The sequence below is a fragment of the Fischerella major NIES-592 genome (genome assembly GCF_001904645.1).
In the GTDB taxonomy this organism is placed as follows: domain Bacteria; phylum Cyanobacteriota; class Cyanobacteriia; order Cyanobacteriales; family Nostocaceae; genus Fischerella; species Fischerella thermalis.
This window is the reverse complement of the sequence record NZ_MRCA01000005.1, coordinates 127,843-147,878: the sequence shown is the minus strand read 5'-3', so window position 1 is coordinate 147,878 and position 20,036 is coordinate 127,843. Positions and strand designations below refer to the sequence as shown.

The window sequence follows — 20,036 nt, the reverse complement described above, 5'->3', positions numbered from 1 at the left end:
AACGAACACAGATGAACACAGATGCACACAGATAAATCATCCGTGTGTATCGGTGTTCGCCTTCCCAAAAAATATCGGACTCAGCAGATAACTTGCAACCACAAAAAAATCAATGAATATCGAACACAGATGAACACAGATGAACACAGATGAACACAGATAAATCAAAACCTTAATCTACATCAGAACTTAACATTAACCTATGTATTACTTCTAAAAAAATCATAGATGAATACTGACAAATCTGCTGACTTTAACCCAGACACACAAGCCAATCGCTTAATGGAGGAAGCGTCATCTTCAACCCTGACAGATGAACAATATCGCCAAAAAATGCGGCGACGCAAGCAAGTACAAGATCAACGCATAGCGCAAGCAATACCTGAAAAAGGATTAATCATAGTTCATACTGGCAATGGCAAAGGAAAAACGACTGCGGCTTTAGGAATGATATTACGATCGCTCGGTCATGGGTATAAAGTGGCGATCGTCCAATTTATCAAAGGTGCTTGGGAACCTTCAGAAAAAAAAGTTTTCAGTCTTTGGGCAGATCAGTTAGAATTTCACGCTATGGGCGAAGGCTTTACCTGGGAAACCCAAGATCGCGATCGCGATCTGGAAAAAGCACAAGCCGCTTGGCAAAAAGGATTGGAATACATCCGCAACCCAGACTTTAAGCTAGTGTTATTAGATGAAATAAATATTGCCATTAAGCTCGGATATTTGCGTGTAGAAGAAATTTTGCTGGGGTTGGATCAAAAACCAGCTGATAATCACGTGATTCTCACGGGTAGAGGCGCACCTCCAGCCTTGATTGAACGTGCTGATTTAGTCACAGAAATGACATTGGTGAAACATCCTTTCCGTGACCAAGGTGTAAAAGCTCAACCGGGAATTGAATTTTAATTGTCAATTGTCAATGGTTAGTGGTTAGTAGTTAGTAGTTAGTAGTTAGTGGTCATTTGTTACTATTTATTCTCCTCACACTCCACCCTTACGGGAAGCCCTCTGGGTACTCTACCTTGAAGACGCCCGGAGGGCGTCTAAACACTCCTCATACCCCTCACACCTCCCCATCTCCCGACCTCCCTCGTGGAAAATTCGGTTTTGCCAGGAAAATTTTTGGCAAAAATACAAAAACTACAAATTTTTGTCCAGATTTTTGCCAAGATAATATTATTTCTCTAATAGTCATTTGGCAAAAATGGGCATGAGTGAAAACAAAATAGAAGACTATGGCAGAGGATACTTAGTTCTGCTTTTGCCGATATCGTTTTTAATTATTTTCTTAGTCGCAACCTGGCGACTTTGGTTGGCGTTAATTTTCGTAGGTTTGGCTTTCAATATTTGGCAGCGCTATCAATGGCAAAGATGGTGTTTGCAAGTTAACCCACTGTTCAACCAGTTGATTCGGGAAAATCAGGGCAAAATTACGCCAATGGATTTGGCAATTAAGGGGAATTTTTCTGGAGAAGCGGCAAAACGCTACCTGGATGGAAAATTAGCAGAATTTGCCGGCAGTATTGTTAACTCAGAAAACGGTGGTAAGGTGTATTACTTTATCACTGCCAGTACTCTCGGCAGTATTTTTGATAGTAGCGAACCAGTGAAAGAACTTCCTCATCAAAGATCTAACAAAATGATGGAAAATTTACTGGCGCCACCAACTCAAGTACAGCAAGAAGAACCAAAAACGGAAACTCTGTCACATACCCATCAGGAAGAAGTCAAAAAGCCGCTAGAACAACAACTAGTTTTTGGTTCACTAATTCAGTCAGAACTAGCGAAACGTCTCAATGTGTATTCTAGTACTGTATACAAAAGAAGAGACGATCCAGAATTTCCTGAGTGGAGTCGTAGCAAAGATCCAGATGGCATAGCCTGGAGATACTCACCAAAAACTAAGGAATTTTTTCCTATAGAAGAAGAAAAGAGTTGAAGGATGTAGACGCCCTTTGATCAGCTTCCCCCAGGGTAGGATGAAGGAAGAAATCAGTTAACAACTACCACTGATAACATAATTGACCCACTTTGTACTTTTTACCAATACTTCTTTGATGGTACAAGCCCCCAGAAAAATTTGTGGAGTCAATCCAAAATCCAAAATCCAAAATCTAAAATCTAAAATCGAATGACTTCCAAACCCACTGCTTGGGAGATGGAATTTAATCCTGTTTGTTCTAATTTAGCAAGCAGCCCTTCGAGAATACTGCGTATCATCAATGGGCCACAATAAATCCAGCCTGTATAGACTTGGACAAGACAAGCACCAGCAGTAATTTTCTCCCAGGCGTCTTCCGGGGTAAAAATACCACCAACGCCTATTATTGGTATTTTCCCTTGGGTTTGCTGCCAAATAAACCGAATTATCTCTGTAGCGCGATCGCGCACTGGCATACCACTAATTCCACCAGCTTCTTCTTGTGGTGATTTGCCTGTTTTGGCAATCACCTGTGTTTTTAATCCATTACGACCAATGGTGGTATTGGTGGCAATAATTCCCGCCAATTGATAGGTTTGAGCCAGGGAAATAATGTCAGCGATCGCTTCCCATTCTAAATCCGGCGCTATCTTGACAAAAATAGGTTTCTGTGCTTTATTCTCTGTTTGTAATGCTGCCAAGATCGAACTCAGCATGGTTGCATCTTGGAGCGATCGCAAACCAGGTGTATTGGGAGAGGAAACATTTACTACAAAGTAATCTCCCAATTCTTTAAGTAAGCGAAAACTATTAAGATAATCTTCAGCAGCAGCTTCTAATGGTGTTACCTTAGATTTGCCTAAATTTATACCAATAGGTATGGCAGGAGGAAACTTTTGTTTACATGCTGCCAACCGCACCGCCATTGCAGCAGCACCACTATTATTAAAGCCCATACGATTGAGAGCAGCTTTGTCTAAAGGCAAGCGAAATAAGCGGGGACGGGGATTACCAGGTTGGGCAACAAAAGTTACAGTTCCTACTTCTGCAAAACCAAAACCGAAACTTGACCAAATACTAGTAGCAACCCCATCTTTATCAAATCCAGCTGCCAAGCCTACGGGGTTGGGGAAGTGTAGGCCAAACAGCGTTTGTTCTAAACGTTTATCCGTAACAGACAAAGAATTTTGTAACCGTTTGGCAATCCAGCTAGCAGGAGGGCGATGGTTATTGTTTGCTAGCCAACTGAGACTACGAATAGTTGAATAGTGCAACCACTCTGGATCTGCATCGAGCAGATCAAAGAAAAACGGACGAATTAAAGCTTGATAAATATCCAAATTTACTTGATTTTAACTATGGTTGTTTGTTGTTTGGAAGTTGGATCTGGGCATCTTATATATTAGCAAGCAACGTTTAACGGTAATCAGATGAGGCAGCAACAAAAACTTACAGCCGCCGAACAACAAATCATCTCCTTGGGACGAGTTCTGCAAAGTCTCAGGGAAGAAGATCATGTTGATGCTCTGATTGCAACCACAATTTCTTATCTGCAAGAGCAGTTTGAATACAGCCTGATTTGGATTGCTCTTTATGATCGTCTCAATCATATGTTGTTTGGGCAAGGTGGCGTTATCCCTAGCGGTAACACCAGTTATTTACAACAAAGAGTAGTTCTTAATCCTGGAGATTTGTTAGAGCAAGTAGTAATTGAACAGCGCCCCTTGGGTGTAGCTGATTTACGAGCAGAAATTCGGATTGAGGCATGGCAACAGTTAGCACAACAATTCAACATCCAGGGAACAATAGTTGTTCCTATTTGTTATAAAAACCGCTGTTTGGGTTTAGTTTTACTCGGTTCTGAACGCTGGGGTTACTTATTGGGTGGAGAAGCCAGAGCCAGGTTAATGATGGTTGTAGGTGAATTAGGGGCTGCGCTTTATGAAAGAGAAATGGATTTGCAGCACAAGCAAACTAAGCGCCTCGACGAGCCATTACTACGGTTACTAAATAATTTACAAACTCTCAATCATCTAGAACAAAGATTAGAAGCAGTCCTAGAAACAACCCAAGAATTTATTCTACCTACCCGTACAAATATTTACTGGTTTGACAGGGAAGGCTATTACTTTTGGCGACGATTAAGTAACAAAAAAAACCATCAGGAAACAACAGCAAAAATTACCGTACACGAACTGAGTGATTTTTATATTGCTTTGTCAGTCAATGAAATTGTCTGGATTGGCGAAGGACGCAGTTCTTTAAAAAGTAATTTCACAGTGAAGTTGCTGCAACGTTTTGGAGTACGCAGTTTGTTAGCCGCTCCAATTATCTGGCAAAAGGACTTACTGGGTTTTTTGACAGTAGAAAGCACTGAAGCACGTATCTGGACAGAGGCAGAAAAAAACTTCACTAAAACTGCTGCTAGTTTAATTTCTCTTGTTGCACCTCTAGAAGATACGGAAAGCACTATCAAAGAAATCCAAAATGATGCCTACTTAACTAGTCAAATTGCTCGAGGTATTTACAGTGAGTATGACATTCAAAAAATTTTAGAACTCTGTGCCACAAAAGTTTTACAGCGCTTGCTAGCAACTCGGTTTTTGTTACTGCATTATGATCCTGAACAAAATAATTATCAAATTTTTTATCAAAATCAACTACATCATCTTCGTCCTTTGATGTATTCTTTAGAAGCTCTCAAAGATGTAGATTGGCAGCTTTTATTACGTTCTACAGAAGCAGTAGCAATTGAGAATTTGGAGACAGATTTACGATTTTTTAATTGGCATCCTCATTTATTAGAAAATGGCGTGCGATCGCTTATAGTTTGTAACTGTGCTTTTGGTCAAGAACCGAAAGTACTGTTAGCTTTAGCCACAGAAACCCATCGTAGTTGGACATCAGTAGAAAAAGAATTAGTCCAGGTTGTGGCTCAACAAATTGGTATCACTATCCGCCAATGGCAATTGCATCGCCAAACTCAGCAACAGCAGAAAATTTTGCAAAGTTTTCAGCAATGTCTTCGTATTCTAGAGCAATCCCAAGATTCTCCAACACAACCCATCCAACACCTAGAACGCACCGCCTTAGAACAAATCGCTGCTATTCTCAATTGTTCACTGACGATATTGTTATCTTGGCAACCGGGAGAAAATGTGGCAAAAATCATACCTGGAATTATTGCCAATTCTGAATTTGAGATTGTCACTGATACGCTCATCCCACTTCAAACTGAAGCTTTAATTCAATGGGCGTTGCTCACTGATGAATTATTACCCATAACAGCTAATGACTTACCTCCGGCAACTAAAAAATGGTTGACTGGTGCTGGCGTTGGTCAAATTTTAGTGATGGCATTACGCACAACTGCTGATTATCAACCTACAGGTGTGGTGGTCATAGCTGATCATTGGCAACGTCGATGGTCCGAAGATAGTTTTTTTACCACAGAAACTCTAGTTTGTCAACTAGCTTGGTCACGACGATGGCTGCAAATTACCCAAATGTTAGAGTCTCGGACAGAAGAACTTAGACAACTCAATTGGTATAAACATCGCCGTTTAGAAGATATCCAAAGAACCGTGACGCAGTTACTTGTGCAAATGGATGATTTGGGTATTCCTACTAACGAACTAACTCACATGCGCTACCAGCAGCTGCTACGGCAATTAGATAACACCACAGCTTCGATGACAGCCTTATTAAAACTGGAACTATGGCAGTTGCAGATGAGTTGGGAAACCTTACCCATCGCTAGTTTGCTCAAGCGATTGCTCGAACGGGTTGATCATTTACTTAAACAACAAAGACTGTGGGTGGGTGTACATGGTTTGGGACAACAGGAAGGTGAAGAATCAGCCAAAAATTATTCGCTTCTGCCTCACTCTTCGTTAGCGATCGCTGGTGACATAGTAAAAATAGAATTGATTGTGCATGAGTTATTAGTTTGTGCCTGTCAGCGTTCCACAACTGGTGGCAGAATAGACATTTGGTGTCGTCGCTTAGATGAACAATTCCTAGAAGTATCGATTACAGATAATGGCGACATTGAATCACAATTACTGACAGAACTCCATCAAGATACACCAAAAGATATACTTGCTCCCTCCCGGCTTGAGCAATTACCCGGTTTACATTTATTTATCTGCCAAAAACTCATGCTCCAACTTGGTGGAGAATTGCATTTCTATCAATTGCCAGACGGTCGCATCGTTAGTCGCTTACTGTTACCGCTAGCCCGCAGTAGGGCATAGTGGAAGGAAGACACGGGAGACAAGGAAGAATTTTTCCCAATTCCCTATCCCCAATCCATTCTTATACAGTATATCTGTATACAGAAACAAGACCGAATAATTCCTTATATTTGGTTGTTCAAAATCGGGGTTTTAAATTTTTAATTACTGATACCGAGTTGCATTCATAGATATACCTCACCCCGCCTTTGGCACCCCTCTGCGATCTCGCAGAGAGGGAATGGGGTGAGGTTTTTAAACACAACTTGGTATGAACAAAGGGCTTTATCTGAATATTTCAGAATTGATGAATTTGCAATTCCCAATTCCGCATTCAGAATTCTAAAAGTCATCTACGTTTGTAACAAACAGCTATAATTGATTTCCATCTCAAGTGGAATCAATCTTTAATCTGCACAGTAGAAATATGGCACGTAGCCGTTCTAAATCTGACTTGCCTACAAAAATTTGTCCGGTATGTCAGCGTCCGTTTTCTTGGCGCAAAAAATGGGCAGATTGTTGGGATGAGGTGAAATACTGTTCGGAACGCTGCCGTCGTCGTCGTTCTACGGCTCAAGATGAAAACGATAAATCGTAAGACTTTTTAGGCTCAAACTACACACATCAAGAGGAGATGAAAATACAGGTGCAACCTAAGTTGATTATTCATGGGGGGGCTGGTAGTTCTTTACATGGAAAAGGTGGAGTAGAGGCAGTGCGCCATTCGCTTTATAAAGTAATAGAAGAAGTGTATTCTCTTTTACTTTCCGGTGCCACTGCTAGAGATGCTGTAGTGCGCGGGTGTCAAATGTTAGAAGATGACCCCCGCTTTAATGCGGGTACTGGTTCTGTGCTGCAATCAGATGGTCAAATCCGTATGAGCGCAGCTTTGATGGATGGCACAACCCAAAGCTTTAGCGGTGTAATCAATGTTTCGCGGGTGAAAAATCCCATCGATTTGGCAAAAGCTTTGCAAAGTTCTCCAGACCGGGTACTGTCTGATTATGGTGCGGCTGAGTTGGCGCGAGAATTACAAATTCCCAGCTACAACGCTTTAACTGATTTGCGCTTACAAGAGTGGATTCAAGAACGCCAGCAAAACTTTAAAAGAACAATGGCTGGGGTGGTAGCAGAGCCAGAACTAGTGGAAACTAGTAGCGCTCGTCGTGGTACAATTGGGGTTGTCGCTTTAGATACTAAAGGTCAGATAGCAGTGGGTACTTCTACTGGCGGCAAGGGTTTTGAAAGGATTGGGCGTGTCAGTGATTCTGCAATGCCTGCTGGTAATTATGCTAATAAACATGCAGCAGTTAGTTGTACTGGTATTGGAGAACACATAATTGATGAATGCCTAGCAGCAAAGATTGTGGTGCGTGTCACGGATGGTATGTCTCTCAAAGAAGCCATGAAGCGATCATTTGCAGAGGCACATGAGAACAAGCGGGATTTTGGAGCGATCGCACTAGATGCTAGTGGTGCGATCGCTTGGGGAAAAACTAGCCAAGCCTTACTCGCTGCTTTTCACGACGGCGAAAAAATAGGTGACACACTAGAACTTCCTGAAGGTACAGAAGTTGGCTGCATTGAGAATTAGGGATTGGGAATCAGGGATTGCGGATTGGGAGATAAAAAAGAGGCGGAAGAAAGTCCTCCTTGTCCGCCAAGTCGTCTCTCTATTCCCCGGTCCCTTTCTGTTGCCACTCTGGTTTGACAACTTGACGCTGGCGCGCAATTACTAAGCAACCATCAGGGACATCTTCTGTAATTGTGGAGCCAGCTGCTACATAGACATCATTTCCCAAAGTAATGGGGGCAACTAAAACGCTGTTAGAGCCAGTTTTGGTGCGATCGCCAATTTTAGTTTGGTGTTTTTTTACACCATCGTAATTGGCGGTAATAGTACCTGCACCAATATTAACTTGCTTTCCGGTAGTGCTATCACCTAAGTAAGAGAGGTGGGCAACATTAGTGTGTTCACCCAACTTAGTATTTTTCAATTCCACAAAATTTCCTACCCGACATTTACTACCAACTTCTGCGTGTCCACGTAAATGGGCATAAGGGCCTATGCGACTACCTGCTTGGACAATGCTATCTGTCACTACTGAATACATGACAGTAACATTTTCACCAATCTGACTATTTTCAATTAAACTTCCAGGCCCGATGCAGCTGCCCGTCTTAATTACCGTATTTCCACGTAAATGGGTTTGTGGTTCAATAATTACATCTGGTTGTAACTCTACAGTATCATCAATTGTAGTGCTAGCAGGGTCAATGATAGTAACACCTGCGACCATCCATTTTTCCTTGATGCGCCTTTGCAAAATTTCGTAAGCAGAAGCTAGCTGTAGGCGATCGTTGATACCCAAAATTTCTTGGTAATCTTCTACATTTACTGCCATTACTGGAGAAACTTGAGTAACGGCATCAGTCAGATAATATTCTTTTTGGGCATTATTAGCTTGTAACTGCGGCAATACTTTGGCCAAATCCTGCCAACGAAAGCAATACACCCCTGCATTAATACAGCAATTTTGTCTCTGGGCAGGAGTACAATCTTTTTCTTCTACGATTTGCTGCACAATACTGTGATCGTCACAAAAAACGCGTCCATAGCCTTTGGGATTGCTGAGATACGCAGTCAAAATAGTAGCCGCATTTTGTTTTTCTTGGTGTATTTGCAAGAGATTTTGCAGAGTTTCAGTGCGTAGTAAAGGTACATCACCGTTAAGTATCAATAGATCGCCACTGTATCCCTCTAAGTAAGGAAGCAATTGCTGAATAGCATGACCTGTTCCTAACTGCACACTCTGTTCTACAAACTCTAAATCAGGAATTGCAAGCATGGCTGCTTTCACTTCTTCAGCCTGATACCCCACAATTACCATCTGTCGTGAAGGCGAAAGTGGTTGGACAGTTTCAATGACTCTCTCAACAAGTGACTTACCACCCAAAGAGTGCAGAACTTTGGGAAGGTTGGATTTCATCCGTGTCCCACGTCCTGCCGCTAAAATTGCTACAACTACCATAATTAGCTATCAGCCAAGTGAATTGCGTTGATTAAGCTTGGTACTTTAAGATTCAGGCTCAAATCATACCACTTTATAAGTTAGTGGTTGGTGGTTGGTAGTTGTTAGTTGGTGGTTGTTAGGAATTTTTTATTGCTTAGAATTAGTTGGTTATTAGTGATTATTCAATCAACAATCAACAACCAACAAACAACAACTACTACTGTTGTTTAGAATTACGAATAAATTCTTCAAACTGCTGCATTAGTTGGGGATTACGCCAACCCTTGGCTGTTTCTTCTTGCATGACAGCGAGTGCTTCTTCTGGAGAAAAGGCTAGCTTGTAAGGTCGTTCGCTGGTTAGGGCATCATAAATATCAATAATTTGAAAGACCTGTGCTAGGTAGGGAATATTTTCTCCTATGAGTCCATCAGGATAACCTGATCCATCCCAACGCTCATGGTGGTGGCGAATAATGGGAATCACACCCTGCATACTGCGTAATGGTTGGCAGATTTTTTCACCAATCAAAACATGCTGCCTCATAATATTCCATTCTTCGGGGGTAAGTTTTCCCTTTTTGAGTAAGACAGAGTCAGGAATACCTACCTTACCAATATCGTGAAGATAACCACCCCACATTAAATCCCGAATTTGATTCCGTGAAAGATTTAAGTACTCACCAAATGCCTTTCCTAGCTTTACTAGCCGTTCACAATGGTCACCAGTATTTGGATCGCGGCTTTCAATTGACCTAGCTATAGAAAATAAAACTTGTTCAGCATGGTCTAAATCTTCATTCAAACGCTTTTGTCTCACCAAAGATTTGACACGTGCTGCCAATTCTACACGGTCAAAAGGCTTACTTAAAAAATCATCTGCGCCGACTTCTATACCTCGAATCCGCGATCGCCGATCATTTAAAGCTGTGACAAAAATTATTGGTATGAGTCTTGTATGCTCATCCTGCTTGAGCAACTGACATACTTCAAACCCATCTAAACCGGGCATCATGACATCTAGCAAAATTAAATCCGGTTGCTTTTGGGTTACTAATTCAACGGCGGTAGAACCACTATCTGCTTCAATTACTTCATAGCCTTCCATTGCCAATAGGGCAACAGCTGTCATGCGGCTAGCTGCGTGGTCATCTACAATTAGGATTTTTGGCGCATCCGAATCAAAACCATTCACTTTAGATCCTTTGCCTGGTTGTATCTTGGCTTCCAGAGCTTTGTAACCAAAGTTAACACAAGGATTGCTCCTACAGGACAAAGTTCCTGTATGTTTAAAGTTGAGGTCTTGCTGAGGTAATTCTAATGAATTATTTTCTGCATTTGGTAATGCTAAAGCATAGTTAGCATCTATCTTACTAAAATTGTTTAAGTGGTTTAAATTACCTAAATTTTCTTCGGTAGAGCCCCCAACCTTTGATGTCAATTGAATCACAAAGGCACTCCAATTTTTAATGGTCAATTAACAAAATTAGTCTTCAAAACTAGTTTAGTACTTAAGTGTATTTAATTCTGTATTTTTCCATGCTTAATTCACCTGAGCAAGCATTTTGCCTATAATCATCGATAGTATGATCTTTTGATTTTTAGCCTATTTCAGAACAATCAAATATCGCCGCCAATATTTACTGTCTGTAATTCCAGTATGGTCAATTCGTGCAAATGTTAAATCAGGTTTTTTACGGAGATTCCTTAACATAGCCAGGATTGAGAATTTCAATTTGGTTAAACTTCATTTTCTTGCTATTTGCTTTCTTAATTACTGTTGATATTGATAATTTATGACAGCTATGCAAGTCGATAGAAATTATCAAACTACAGTTAGCACTATCTAGCAGTGACAAATTTCTTAGATTGTCAGTGATTTAAGTCACACAAGTTGCTAATAATTATTAAATTTTTATCAAAAATAAATGTGAGGCTTATTAACTTAAGTAAAACGGTGCAAAGAACCGCAGACGCAGAATGGCTTCAAGGGAGAGTAGTATGTAACGGAAAATAAAGTTGTTCAGAAAGCTCTTCCCTCCAGCATAGCTGCCTCCTGCCTTTTTATAACGACAATTTTCAACACCGACCTACTTACAACTCGACCAAATTGGTGTCTTAGTATCTTCGTGGTGAAAAAGATCTGCACTGAAATTACCAAGACACTGAGACACTAAGAGTACAAGCACTAACTACATTGCCCATGAACCTGTCAAAATCTTGATGGTAAACTACTACCAAATTTTCATACAGTCTAAAATCTCAAAATGAATGACTCTCTCTATGCCAGCGTTTTCGCCAACGAGATGTTGGTTCCAGGGACGAAGCTTGTTGTTCTAGTTGTCGCCGTTTCAGTATGGCTTCGGCAGAGTCTTTTAACTGTGGATCACGATAAGGAATAGCAGCACGAGTCAGTAAATGTTCTTTTTCTGCTTGGGAGAGAGAAAACGTACGCAAAGACGCACTCTCTGTGTCTGTTACTTTTCTTGTCGCTGTTTTCTCTTTATAAGCTGCAACAGTACCAGGCGATCGCCTACCCACTGGAGGGGTAGAACCTATTTGTAACCCAGCCGTTAAAAGTGCGGTGCGTACAGCAGCAGCACAAGAATATGTGGCTAAAATGCCATCATTTTGTAAACACAGAGTCAGTAGTTGAATAAATTCAATAGTCCATAATTGTGGGCATTGAGGTGGTGAAAAAGGATCAAGAAAAATTGCATCAGCTTGAAAACCTAATCCGTAGACTTGTTGAACTGTGGTTCTGGCATCGCCGATGAGTAGCCTGGCTTGTAAACGGTTGGTTTGTACTTTTTGCTCATAAGCTAAATGAGTAAGTATATTAGTATACTCGTAGTCCCAATTCTCAAATAGGCGATGAGCGATCGCACTTTGAGGTACGGCAGTATTTATTTCTAAACCAATTACTTCTATATAACAATCAGGATTAACAGACCAAATTGTCTGCAAAGCAGCAGCGGTGTTGTATCCTAATCCATAACAAACATCCAACAACCGCAACATCGGTTTATACTTAGCTTTTAATTTCAGCTGTGTAGGTTCAACAAACTTCAGAAAACTCTCTTGCCTGGCTCCATAATGGCTATGAAAAGCCTCACCAAACTCTTGGGAAAAGAAGGTAAAAGAACCATCTGCCGTCAGTTCGGGTGTAAAATTATCTGACTCTGACATAATTTTAGTTAGTGGTTAGTGGTTGGTTGTTGTTTGTTAGTAGTGGTTAGTGGTTGGTTGTTGTTTGTTATTTTTAATACTTAATCTTCACACCCCACCCTGTGGGAAGCCTATGAGCGCGTCTACACACCCCTCACACTCCCAGACGCGATGAATCGCGTCTCTACATTCCTCCTCACACTCCCCATCCCCCAATGTCCAACATCATCGTCTCTCGTGAATGGTTACTAGAACATCTTGAAGATCCACAAGTCGTAATAGTGGATTGTCGCTTTTCTCTTGCTGATCCACAACTGGGAAGACAGCAGTATCAAACCAGCCACATCAAAGGTGCTTACTACCTAGACCTCAATCAGGATCTTTCTAGTCCTGTTGCAGAATATGGAGGAAGGCATCCTTTACCTCATCCTGATGAATTAGCTCACAAATTATCAACTATCGGAGTAAAATTCCAAAAGACTTTAGTTGTAGCTTACGATGATTCCCGCCTTGCTTTTGCGTCTCGATTGTGGTGGTTGTTGCATTATCTTGGTCACGAACCAGTGGCGGTACTAAATGGTGGTTTCAGTGAATGGCAAAAAGCTGGTTACCCTGTGACAGATACTATCCCTCAACCTGAGCAAAAAGGTAATTTTATTTACGCAATACAAACACAAATGGTGGCGGATCGTCAAATGGTAATTAGTCGTAAAGACTTGCCTGGAGTCGTTTTAGTAGATTCCCGAGAAAGCGATCGCTACCTTGGTATTCGCGAACCTATCGATAAAATTGCTGGTCATATTCCTGGCGCAGTCAACTATCCTTGGCAAGAAGTCACCGACACCAGAGGTTATGTACTTCCGCCATCAGAACAACGTCACCGTTGGTCACAATTAGAGCAAGCCGAAGAGATTATAGTTTATTGCGGTTCTGGCGTCACTGCTTGTGTAAATTTACTTTCTTTAGAATTAGCAGGGATTCCCACAGGTAAACTTTACGCAGGTAGCTGGAGTGATTGGATTAGTTATTATTAGTGGTTGGTGGTTGTGGGTTGATAGTTGTTTGGAACCAACAAAAAACAACTGTCAACAACCAACTTTTTTTAGAATCGACCCAATTCTAAGTTATAGTTAATGCCAAAAAACCAACCATCAAAATCTATATTATTCTCGGTAGAGTTACCTAATGTGACACCAGCTTGCACACTAATATTACTATTTTTAGATATCCCATAATTTAAGTGACCAAAGAATCGATTATATAAGTCTTCGCGATCGCGTTCTGTGAAATTGGACAAACTAAATTGATAATCGACACCAGCCTGGAGAGACCTTTGCAGATAATAACTAAGAGAAAGCCAAAAGAAATTAATAATTCGGTTACGATCTTCTGGTGGGTCAGTCAGACTCAGGCGAAATTCGTAAAAGCTATCTAGTGCTAGCTTTTGTGATAATCTGTCTCGCCGTCCCAAAGCTAGCCGCAGGACGTTCTCACCCAAAAAGCGATCGCCAGCATCAAAGGTATTACTATCTCTGGCATAAAAAAGCTGTTGATTACTCCAACCAATTTCACCGTACATTCGTGGTGTAAATCGCTGCTGAAGATTAAGATTGAATCTCACCTGATTATAGTTATATTCTGATTGATCTAAGTAACGAATTAAGTAACCATCAATAGACCCATTGATAAAAGTTTTCTCTCCCACAGGGAAAGATACAGACCCTAGCGTTAGTCCAGAATATATCAAGCTATCTTCAATTGGAACAATTCCCGATGAAAAAATGTTACTGCTATAAAAGTAGCCAACACGAGCCAGTAAATAGCCTACAGGTTTGAACTGATTGGCAGGCTGTTCTATAGGTGGAAGTTGTGGTTCTTCTGGGGTTGGTGTTACTTCCCGTAGTCTCAGTTTTCCAAGTTCTTGATCAATATCACCAAGGTTTGATTCTAATGATGGTACATTGTTTCTTTGCAGGCGTTGTATTAATCTTTGCAGTCTTTTCTCTCTTTCTATCTCTGGTGCTTCCAAACCCTGGCCTGTTGTTGTAGAGGAGGGTGTGGAAGTATATGTTGGCTGTGTTTCTAATTGTGGTAGTTCATTAGGCTGCTCTTGCTCAGGAGCATTTTTTAGTGTAAACTCTGGTTGTACAAAAGGTAATTTTTGTGTAGTCTGAGAGTATAATTTAGTTGATTCACCTGTAGAAAAGATAGTATAAGTCGAAAATACAGGAACATTTTCTTCTCTTTCAGGGACTACATCATTGAATGTGGCATCTACCCTGTTTATCAAATTTAAAGACCACGCAAAGGGTGATTTTGAATTTACACTCTCTGGTTGTGGCTGCTGATATGGTTGATTGTGAATCTGATCAACTAGCAAAGATGGCGTTTTTTCTCCTATTTTGTCTCTAAAATTACTAAAGTCTGAATTTGTAGTCTCTACAGCATCAACACTGAGAGAATACCAGTTGACACCACTAGAGACCAACAAAAACTTGACCAAAAACTTTTTCCAGATATTGAGTTGCATACTAAATCTGTTTTCTAAAAATTAGACCTATAAACTTATTTAGAAGTTCCCACCTTATATTTCGTCAAAGAATATTGACAGGGAGTAAAGGTTAAAGGGTCAGAAGGCAAGGTTTAATTCTTAAGATTAAAACCATCTCACAACAAATCTCTGTTAATTGTTAATTGATGAAATCCTATGAATTTTTTGTATTATGAGCAACTTTCGTTATTGTAAATGATTATTATACTTAATCTATATTCTCTAAGAATTTTAGAATCAAGTCCCCAGTGGTATTAGCAAGAAAAATCTTTTTATAATATCTAAATAGTTGAGTAGTAGTCAATTCGCATCTTTGTTATATGTTGAACTTTAAATGTTTTTAAACAAAAACAAAAGTTATAGGAAAATCTTGCTATAAGGAAATAATTAACAAGCCCAAAAGTAAAGTTTTAATATGAAAAACTAATTTGACACTGCTTTGGCATTAGTGAAATTACCCGAGGCTGCAAAAATGTTTCGTAAATTAATCCCATTCTTGGTGGCTAGCTGCTTGGGAACTGCGGTGTTGCCTTTGCCAGAACAACAGGCAACAGCTGCCACACCTTTAACTAGGGCTGTGATCCAAAATCTCCGTAATTTGGTTCAACTTATACCCCACAATCAACCTAAGCGTCGGGCACGCAAGTCAGATGCCATAATTCCAGGGGATGGGTTATCTACTGGTAGAGCCTCCCTAGCAGAACTGCGTTTTAATGATGGTTCTTTAGCACGAGTTGGGGAACAAGCAATATTTAGATTTTTACCGAAGACACGAAATTTTCGCTTGTCAAACGGTACTGTTTTGCTATTGATTCCACCTGGACAGGGACGAACACGGGTAAACACACCAAATGCAGCAGCAGCAATTCGTGGTTCAGCATTATTTGTCCGCTACGACCAGAAAAAAGATACCACAGTTGTAGCGGCACTTACAAATAGTGGGATTGAAGTTTTCAATAAAGATGCTTCCCAGAGGCGGGAACTAAAAGCAGGGCAAATGCTTGTTGTGGTTAAAGGTCAATTTCAAGGGTTATATGATTTTGACCTGAGAACTTTTTATGAAACTAGCGATATAGTGCGGGGGTTGGATTTACCTAAACAAGAACAGCCTAGTTCAGACCCGGCGATCGCAAAAGTTCAAGCTGAAACTGCCGAAGCTCTGGCTTCTCAACAACCAATAACTGGTCAACAAGTTATAGAAAATCCATCTTTTGTAAAATTAAGCCCTAGTGGCTCAGATCCTTCTAACAACCCCAACAGCGACCCGAAACCCTCTACAAATTCCTCTCAAACAACAGGACAAAACGGAACAAACACAGCACCACAAAAAAATAATACCAACCAAGAAAGTAATACACAGCCAACCAATAACACTACTAACTCTCAAAGTAACTCCAATAATCAAAATACATCGACACAGACAAATACAAACGAGCAAAAGAAAGTAGACACTCCACCACCGGTTCCTGATTCCACTACACCAAACACAACGGACAAACCGAAACCACAAACCCCACCACCTCCCTCCGACTCCACCGGGTCAGGTGATCCACAACCACAAACCCCACCACCTCCCTCCGACTCCACCGGGTCAGGTGATCCACAACCACAAACCCCACCACCTCCCTCCGACTCCACCGGGTCAGGTGATCCACAACCACAAACCCCACCACCTCCCTCCGACTCCACCGGGTCAGGTGATCCACAACCACAAACCCATTCAAACCCACCTACTTCAACTGGGGTAAACCCAACACCGGTAGAAACACCAACACCTCCGGTAGAAACACCAACACCTCCGGTAGAAACACCAACACCTCCGGTAGAAACCCAAACACCCCCAACCCCAATTGAGTCTACTGGTGTCAATCAAACTCCACCTCCAGTAGAAACACCAACACCTCCAGGCCCTCCACAAAATCAATAGCTCAAGGGGAGAAGTACTAATTTTTACAATCAAATTAAAAGCCCTCGATTCAAAATCGGGGGCTTTGCGTAAGTCCTAATACCGATTTGAAAAAAGAATGCGACAAATAGATATTGTAGAGACGAGCTGTTTGAAGCGTTTCTACATCAGGATTTGTTGCAAACATTTATTGAATCGGTATAAGGCAAGTACATTCCGATAGGACTAAAAGCTTTGCTATATAAGGCTGATAAAATGTGCAAGTTAGGAGCGCCTTAGCGCTAAAGCGCTGACTACGATCTAATTTCCAGGCTTTACTTTTCTTTACATGGTTTGATTTTTCTCGCCTACTTACTTAGTACGTCAGCTTTTATCTGTTCTATCTTCTTGCTGTCTATTTTCTTGTATTAAAGTTTCTTCCGGGACTTCAACCCAAGGTTTAGTAGGGATTTCCGACTCTCTAAAATCAACAGAATTTAACAATGATTGATTGTGGGGTGAAGTATATCTGTTTTGGCGAGTAATTAAGCTGTTGAGTGCTTGTAGTGGTTCTGTTGCGGATTGATATCGCTGTTGAAAGTCTTCCTGCACCATTTTAGAGATAATTTCAGCAAAGGCAGGGCTAATATTTGCTCTGTGCATCCATTGCAATTCACCATTAGCATCTTTTTCCAGTTCGTGAGGAGGGATGCCGGTTAGCGCTTTAATAGCAATCATACCAATTGCATAAATGTCACTATTATATTGCGGACGCCCAAAACATTGCTCAGTAGGTGCATAACCTTTAGTACCAATGCCAATTGTAAAGGCGGTTTGTTCTTGGCTACCCAATATTTGAGTGGTTACTTCTTTAACAGCACCGAAGTCAATTAGTATCAACTTGTTGTCTGATTCTCGGCGGATGATATTGCTAGGTTTAATATCTCGGTGAATCACACCATTTTGGTGAACAAATATCAATATTTGCAACAATTCTCGCAAAATCTCGATCACTTCGTTTTCTGCAAGTTGTTTGCCCGGTAGCATTTCTTGACTGAGAGCATGACCATCAATGTATTCTTGAACTAAATAGAATTCTTCGTCTTGTTCAAAATAAGCCAACAGTTGGGGTATTTGATCGTATGTTCCCAATTTTTGCAATGTTTGAGCTTCTGCGTTAAATAATCGTCTGGCAACTGCCAATTGTTCTGGTTTATGAGTAGCTGGTTTTAGTTGTTTGACTACACACAAAGGATTACCTGGGAGTTGGATATCTTCAGCTATGTATGTTTCGCTGAATCCTCCTGCGCCAAGTACTTTGACAATTTTATAGCGTCCGCCCAAGATTTTTCCTGATAATGCTATGTCCAGCTGTTGAAGTAAATCTTGTAAGTCATCTTGCTGGCTAATAATTTCTTGAACAACGGGAGAAGATTTGTATTTATTAAAAATGATTAATAATTGATGTTTTCTCAAAATTTCCTTAGCTGCTTCCGTTGCCAAATAGGAGAATCCAATTCCAGCGATCGCTATGATTGGGATGCTAGCAGGGAAAATTAGCTGACCGTAGATAAATAATACATAACAAATTCCTCCCCAACTAATAGCAAGAATTAAACTGTACAAAAATCTTCTCATTACATGCTTGCTTTTAGCAATAACTATTGCACATATGCCTACTAAACTAAACACGAATAAACCACGTAAAGGTGCAGTGTGAATAGCTTGGGCAATGCTTTTTCCTTCCATCAAAGTTGCGATCGCATTGGCATGAATTTCTACTCCTGACATTGGTTCTGGATATAACCAACTAGAAGCTGCTGGTACTAAGTAATAATCTTTTGCTGCTTGGGATGTGACTCCAATCAGGACAATTTTGTCTTTGAATACCTTGCCTTGTTGTAAATAAGTATTCCAATTTTCTGGGTCGAGTACATGCCAAAATGGATACATTTCAAAAGTACCCGCACTACCATAAAAATATATGCGATCGCCTTTTGGGCGAGGATAATTGATTTGAGCTGCCCTTAAAACCGCTTCAGTAAAAGAGGGAATTTTATCGGTAGGAACAAAACCTTCTTGAGCCTCTAATAATTTGGGAAACTCACTAGCTAAACGGTGTACTTTATCATCAACCTCTTTGGGAAAATTCACTGAACCTATTGACACTGAACCTGTGCGAAACATCTGATGAGGTTGGGTTAATTGCCAAAAAACACCTTGGTGAGTTTCAGAATTTTCGTAAATTGCCGCTAAGGAAACCTTATTTCCATAACGTTGCAAAACCGCCTGTAATTTGCGATCGTTTTTATTATTACTTGGTAAGTCGAATAATATATCTACAGCTACATGACGCGCTCCTGCTTGCACTAACTTTTCGATGACTTGGGCATATGCTACACGTCGAAAAGGAAAGACTTGCAGGGGTTCTAAGTAAGCATAGGCTTGCGGATTTGTTTTGTAATACTGTCCTGGTACTGATATCGACTGTTCGTCAATTGCCAAAATCACGATGTCTTCGTTGGGAACTACAGAGCCTCGGACAATAAAAAAGACAGAATATGCTTGATTTTCTAGTAATTCTACCCAGCCAACACTGGAAGCACTCAGCAGTGCTGCTGCAATTGCCCAACTACCAGCAAGTAAATTACCTAAGCGCCCCATTAGCTTTGTCTGACGTACTGATGTAGTCAGAGTTGCTTTTGTTGATTTACTTGAGGTTTGATTAGCAGCTGAGACATCTTTTTTAGCTAATGTATATATAGGTTCTTCCGGCATATCCTATTGCTGATTGATTTACTGTGATTTTATTTAATTAGGCACTCTTTTAGGACAATAATCTTGAAATAAGGCTTAAATGGAAATCTTATACATTTGTAAACTAACCTCTATTTATCATCAAAGTTGCATTAGCACTGAACAGAAAATATCTGACATATTAGCTAGACAATACCTGAATTTTGACTTAACTTAGCCATTTGAGTTATTTTTCCAAACAGACATGGGTTGCAGCGAAATATTACTGCTGTGAAGTAAGCTGCTATTCCATACTAAGGGATACACTTCTACAGAAGTTGCTCCCGAACCTACACTATTAGCTGTATGTAACAGGGCAATACCTGCTCTACCTGAAGAAGTATTCTCTATTTAAAGGCTTTACTGAAAAGTAATCTCGTATCGTGTGCAATCCTTGCTCTGTCACAAAAAATATTCTCAACCTCAACTTTACACCAAGCCTGATTACACCACTTTAGGAGTAAACTTA

General features: G+C 40.6%; 13 protein-coding genes. 7 read left to right on the top strand and 6 right to left on the bottom strand.

Translation table 11 applies throughout. The features are described from left to right. Window positions 1-228: 228 nt before the first annotated feature. Window positions 229-906, top strand: coding sequence for a cob(I)yrinic acid a,c-diamide adenosyltransferase (gene cobO / locus NIES592_RS11475; protein WP_073555793.1), 678 nt, complete (start codon window positions 229-231; stop codon window positions 904-906). Between the two features lie 304 nt (window positions 907-1,210). Further along, window positions 1,211-1,939 carry a hypothetical protein gene (locus NIES592_RS11470; protein ID WP_062246451.1) on the top strand — a complete coding sequence of 243 codons (729 nt, stop codon included), beginning with the start codon at window positions 1,211-1,213 and terminating at the stop codon, window positions 1,937-1,939. Window positions 1,940-2,121: 182 nt separating this feature from the next. Here NIES592_RS11470 and NIES592_RS11465 read toward each other — a convergent pair whose 3' ends face one another. Next, window positions 2,122-3,261 carry a quinone-dependent dihydroorotate dehydrogenase gene (locus NIES592_RS11465; protein ID WP_073555792.1) on the bottom strand — a complete coding sequence of 380 codons (1,140 nt, stop codon included), beginning with the start codon at window positions 3,259-3,261 and terminating at the stop codon, window positions 2,122-2,124. Window positions 3,262-3,351: 90 nt separating this feature from the next. Between NIES592_RS11465 and NIES592_RS11460 the strand changes: the two genes are divergently transcribed. The 3 genes from NIES592_RS11460 (at window position 3,352) to NIES592_RS11450 (ending at window position 7,750) form a co-directional block, all read left to right on the top strand. Continuing rightward, entirely contained in the window at window positions 3,352-6,177 is a 2,826-nt protein-coding gene (locus NIES592_RS11460) for a sensor histidine kinase (protein WP_073555791.1), read from the top strand. 406 nt (window positions 6,178-6,583) lie between these two features. Then, window positions 6,584-6,754, top strand: a complete 171-nt coding sequence (locus NIES592_RS11455) for a DUF2256 domain-containing protein (protein WP_009454048.1) — start codon at window positions 6,584-6,586, stop codon at window positions 6,752-6,754. Window positions 6,755-6,790: 36 nt separating this feature from the next. Beyond that, entirely contained in the window at window positions 6,791-7,750 is a 960-nt protein-coding gene (locus tag NIES592_RS11450; RefSeq protein WP_073555790.1) for an isoaspartyl peptidase/L-asparaginase, read from the top strand. A 79-nt stretch (window positions 7,751-7,829) separates the two neighbouring features. Here NIES592_RS11450 and glmU read toward each other — a convergent pair whose 3' ends face one another. The 3 genes from glmU to NIES592_RS11430 form a co-directional block, all read right to left on the bottom strand. Next, complete coding sequence (gene glmU, locus NIES592_RS11445) at window positions 7,830-9,188, bottom strand: bifunctional UDP-N-acetylglucosamine diphosphorylase/glucosamine-1-phosphate N-acetyltransferase GlmU (protein WP_073555789.1); 1,359 nt, start codon at window positions 9,186-9,188, stop codon at window positions 7,830-7,832. Window positions 9,189-9,387: 199 nt separating this feature from the next. Next, window positions 9,388-10,617 carry a response regulator gene (locus tag NIES592_RS11440; RefSeq protein ID WP_062246441.1) on the bottom strand — a complete coding sequence of 410 codons (1,230 nt, stop codon included), beginning with the start codon at window positions 10,615-10,617 and terminating at the stop codon, window positions 9,388-9,390. Window positions 10,618-11,429: 812 nt separating this feature from the next. Next, the gene (locus tag NIES592_RS11430) at window positions 11,430-12,356 is read right to left on the bottom strand and encodes a tRNA (5-methylaminomethyl-2-thiouridine)(34)-methyltransferase MnmD (protein WP_062246440.1); all 927 of its coding nucleotides are present in this window, start codon (window positions 12,354-12,356) and stop codon (window positions 11,430-11,432) included. A gap of 194 nt (window positions 12,357-12,550) precedes the next feature. Here NIES592_RS11430 and NIES592_RS11425 point away from each other — a divergent pair, with 194 nt between their 5' ends. Further along, entirely contained in the window at window positions 12,551-13,369 is an 819-nt protein-coding gene (locus tag NIES592_RS11425) for a sulfurtransferase (RefSeq protein ID WP_062246438.1), read from the top strand. A 68-nt stretch (window positions 13,370-13,437) separates the two neighbouring features. On the opposite strand, the gene NIES592_RS11420 is transcribed toward NIES592_RS11425, so the two are convergent. Beyond that, window positions 13,438-14,865 carry a hypothetical protein gene (locus tag NIES592_RS11420; RefSeq protein WP_073555788.1) on the bottom strand — a complete coding sequence of 476 codons (1,428 nt, stop codon included), beginning with the start codon at window positions 14,863-14,865 and terminating at the stop codon, window positions 13,438-13,440. Window positions 14,866-15,358: 493 nt separating this feature from the next. Here NIES592_RS11420 and NIES592_RS26105 point away from each other — a divergent pair, with 493 nt between their 5' ends. After that, window positions 15,359-16,813, top strand: a complete 1,455-nt coding sequence (locus NIES592_RS26105) for a FecR family protein (RefSeq protein WP_073555787.1) — start codon at window positions 15,359-15,361, stop codon at window positions 16,811-16,813. Window positions 16,814-17,155: 342 nt separating this feature from the next. Here NIES592_RS26105 and NIES592_RS11410 read toward each other — a convergent pair whose 3' ends face one another. After that, window positions 17,156-19,549, bottom strand: coding sequence for a CHASE2 domain-containing serine/threonine-protein kinase (locus NIES592_RS11410; protein WP_073555786.1), 2,394 nt, complete (start codon window positions 19,547-19,549; stop codon window positions 17,156-17,158). Window positions 19,550-20,036 lie beyond the last annotated feature (487 nt).